Source organism: Thermus islandicus DSM 21543, assembly GCF_000421625.1.
In the GTDB taxonomy this organism is placed as follows: Bacteria; Deinococcota; Deinococci; order Deinococcales; family Thermaceae; genus Thermus; species Thermus islandicus.
Genome location: NZ_ATXJ01000052.1, coordinates 1 through 2,845, shown reverse-complemented (window position 1 = coordinate 2,845; position 2,845 = coordinate 1). Strand labels below are relative to the sequence as shown.

At 65.2% G+C, this 2,845-nt stretch carries 3 protein-coding genes and 1 pseudogene; 1 reads left to right on the top strand and 3 read right to left on the bottom strand.

Annotation, left to right across the window (positions count from 1 at the left end):
* Positions 1-198 (top strand): annotated as a pseudogene (locus H531_RS14140) (IS1634 family transposase); the annotation flags it as partial.
* Between the two features lie 243 nt (positions 199-441).
* Here the strand turns inward: H531_RS14140 and H531_RS0112345 are convergent.
* From H531_RS0112345 to H531_RS0112335, 3 genes are all read right to left on the bottom strand, one after another.
* A complete protein-coding gene (locus H531_RS0112345; RefSeq protein ID WP_014516139.1) occupies positions 442-975 on the bottom strand; it encodes a hypothetical protein in 534 nt (177 codons plus the stop codon).
* Positions 976-1,194: 219 nt separating this feature from the next.
* Positions 1,195-2,373 carry an MFS transporter gene (locus H531_RS13580; RefSeq protein WP_245540704.1) on the bottom strand — a complete coding sequence of 393 codons (1,179 nt, stop codon included), beginning with the start codon at positions 2,371-2,373 and terminating at the stop codon, positions 1,195-1,197.
* A gap of 17 nt (positions 2,374-2,390) precedes the next feature.
* A complete protein-coding gene (locus H531_RS0112335) occupies positions 2,391-2,690 on the bottom strand; it encodes a hypothetical protein (protein WP_245540703.1) in 300 nt (99 codons plus the stop codon).
* Positions 2,691-2,845: the final 155 nt, after the last annotated feature.

Here is a 2,845-nt window from a genome sequence, read left to right as displayed (position 1 = left end):
CTGGAGGGGACGGGGTCCAGCCTGCCGGATCAAAAGGGGAGACCCACAGCCAAGCCCACCTTGCGCTGGGTGTTTCAACTCTTTATGTGGGTCCGACTGGTGGAGCTGGGGGGCAGGTGGTTCGTCCTCAACCTGGCTCCCCATCACGAGACCGCGGCGCGCCTCCTGGGGGCCGGGCGATATTACCTGCTGGAGTGAAGGGGGTGCGGAATGTGGGACCACCACAAACTGAGGGGATACGCCCAAACCCCCACGCCAAAGCGGCTCAGGAATCCTCCCGCCGTTTTCCCGAGACTCCGTTCCCCCTCCGCCCATCTGCGCCCTTCCAAGGTAGTGTTACCCCCTACCCCCATGGGTAGGGCCGGTCCACCCGGGCCTCAGGGGAGGGTCAGCCTTGCGGGAAACAAGCTTAGCGATAAGACCAAGCCCTCTTCGCACCGGCTAGGAGGCTCTCCCCATGGCCTCTACCTCCTCCAGGCGCCTGGGATGGAGCGGGCCAAGGGCGAAGAGGTAGAAGGCCAGGAAGGAGGCCAGGGCCACCCGCAAGGGCAGGGTCACGCCGATCCCCCCCAGGACCCCCGAGAGGGTTCCCCCTAAGGCGCCCGCCCCGTAGATCAGGGCCCGCAGGGCGGCCAGGCTCCCCGCCAGGGCCTCCTCGGGCAGCAACCACCCCCGCACGGCCCGCAGGTGGACGCCCGTGACCCCGACGGCAAACCCATAGAGCAGGCCCCCCGCGAGGAAAGGAGGGAACGGAAGGGCCAGGAGGAGGAGGGCCCTCACCGGGTCTCCCCGGTCCAGCCGGGGGCTCAGGAGGAGCAAAGGGCCTAGGGTGAAGTACCCGAGGGCAGCGAAGAGGCCTACCCAGAAGGCCTCCCCCGTGCGGGCCACCTCCAGGCTCAAGGCGCTGAAGCCCAGGGCGGCCCCCAGGTCGCCCAGGGCCTCGGAAAGAAAGGCCAGTTTCCAGACCGGGTTCAAGCCTCTAGAGCGAACCCTTCCACCATCCAGATGACCCCACCTGTAATGGAGCAGGCATGGCAAAGGGGCGCACGTACACCCGCCGCGTCCGGCCGCCGACCCTGACCTCTTGCACCTCCTTGAGCATCGCCATTCACCCCCTTACGGGTTAGCCCCAGAGTAGCAGCAGGGGAATACCGCCCGTGGAGCCCAGGAGGGCCTCACCCACGCCCCTCGGCGTCACCGCGATGGGGAGAGAACCCTTTGGGAGAGGCGGAGGAGAGGGGGAAAGAGAAGGGAGGCCAGGAGGAAAACGCTCCCAAAGGCCACGAAGGCCCCCCTGGGCCCCAGGAGGTCCCCAAGCCCCCCGCCCAAGGGGGAGCCCAGGACCCGGGCCGTCTGGGTGAGGACGTTGACGTAGGCAAAGAGGCCCACCAGGGTCTCCGGGGGGGCAAGCCGCTGGAGGAAGGTCCGGAAGGCGATCCGGGCCACGGAAACCCCCGCCCCCGAGACCAAAGACCCGAGGAGGAGGTGGGGGTAAGGGAGGAGGCCGTTCCCCAGGTTGCCCAGGCCCAGGAGGCCAAGCCCCCCGAGGAGGCCAAGGACCGGGGGGAGGGAGACGCGGGTAAGGGCCTGGGCCACAAGGAAGCCCCCCAGGCTAAAGCCCGCCCAGGCGATACCTAGCCCCTCGGGCCGCTTGAGGTCGTGGAAGAGAAGAGCGGTGAGGACCCCGCCCCCCGTGAGGGCCAGGGCAGGGAGAAGGGCAGGTAGAGCAACGGGGAGGAGAACACCCAAGGGTACACCCCCAAAGGCCTTCCGCCTCCCTTCGGAAGGGCCTAGGGGAGGAGGGGCCTTCAGGCCCAGGAGGAGGACCAGGGCCACCCCCAGAGGAAGGGCGAAGAGGGGAAGGGCGTAGGGCCCCAGGCGGTCCACGGCAAAGCCCCCTATGAGGGGGGCCAGGACCAGGCCCAAGGTATTGGCCATTTCCCAGCGGGCGTTGGCCTGGGACAGGGCCTCCTTAGGGAAGAGGCGGGGCAGGGCGCTTCCCAGTAAAACGCCGTAGATGGCCAGAGCAGCCGTAAGGAAGAGGAAGAGGGCGAGCAAGGCGGCGTAAAGGAGAAGAAAGGTGCTAAGGCCAGGGCTTCCCAGGGCGAGGAGGGCCGCTACCCCAAGGCCAAAGGCGAGGAGGCGGAGCACCATTTGGGGCCTGGTCTCAAGCCAGGATTGGAGGAGAAAGGGGGTCAGGATGCTCGCTAAGGCTTGAACCAGGGTGAGGACCGAAGTTTGTAGCCCCGAGGCTCCCGCTTCCAGGAACCGCCATAGGCCCGCCACCACCAGGCCCTGGCCGGTCAGGGTTAGAAGGAAGGCGAGGAGGAAGAAGGAGAAGGTACCCGAGGGCGGAGTTAAATCCTTAGCCATGCTGGGACGCTGAGCCATCAGCTAGAGGGATTTCGCTGGTGTAATTGGGGATAGTCCGAATTGAGAAAAATGCCCCTCTTAAAGCCGTAGAGTATTCCCCCGAACCGCTCTCTGCGTAGGACAACGCTAGCGTCGCTGGCAAGGACAAGGGGCACGTCTTCGACCCAAAGCCTTTCGTATTCCGAGCCTAATCCTTCTTCGAGGTCCTCCTCGTAAGCCAATATAAAATTGCCTGTATCAATGGCAACCATCAGGAAATCATGCTGCTGGCCTACGACCTTTGGAAGTTGTAAACCCCTCTCGTGCATTTCTTCCACCCCCTTACGGGTTAGCCCCAGGGTAGCAGGGGGGAGGTGGTCGTGTCAAGAGTTTGTAATGACTTTACCCACATCTCCGTTTCGTGGTAAATCTCCCCTTGCGGGCGCAGCCCGTATCTGGTACCGGGGGTGATCCATGGACATGCTCAAGGTGG

Coding starts and splice junctions, on each gene's coding strand:
- H531_RS13580 (WP_245540704.1), bottom strand. CDS start 2,373: ATGGCTAAGGATTTAACTCCGCCCTCGGGTACCTTCTCCTTCTTCCTC.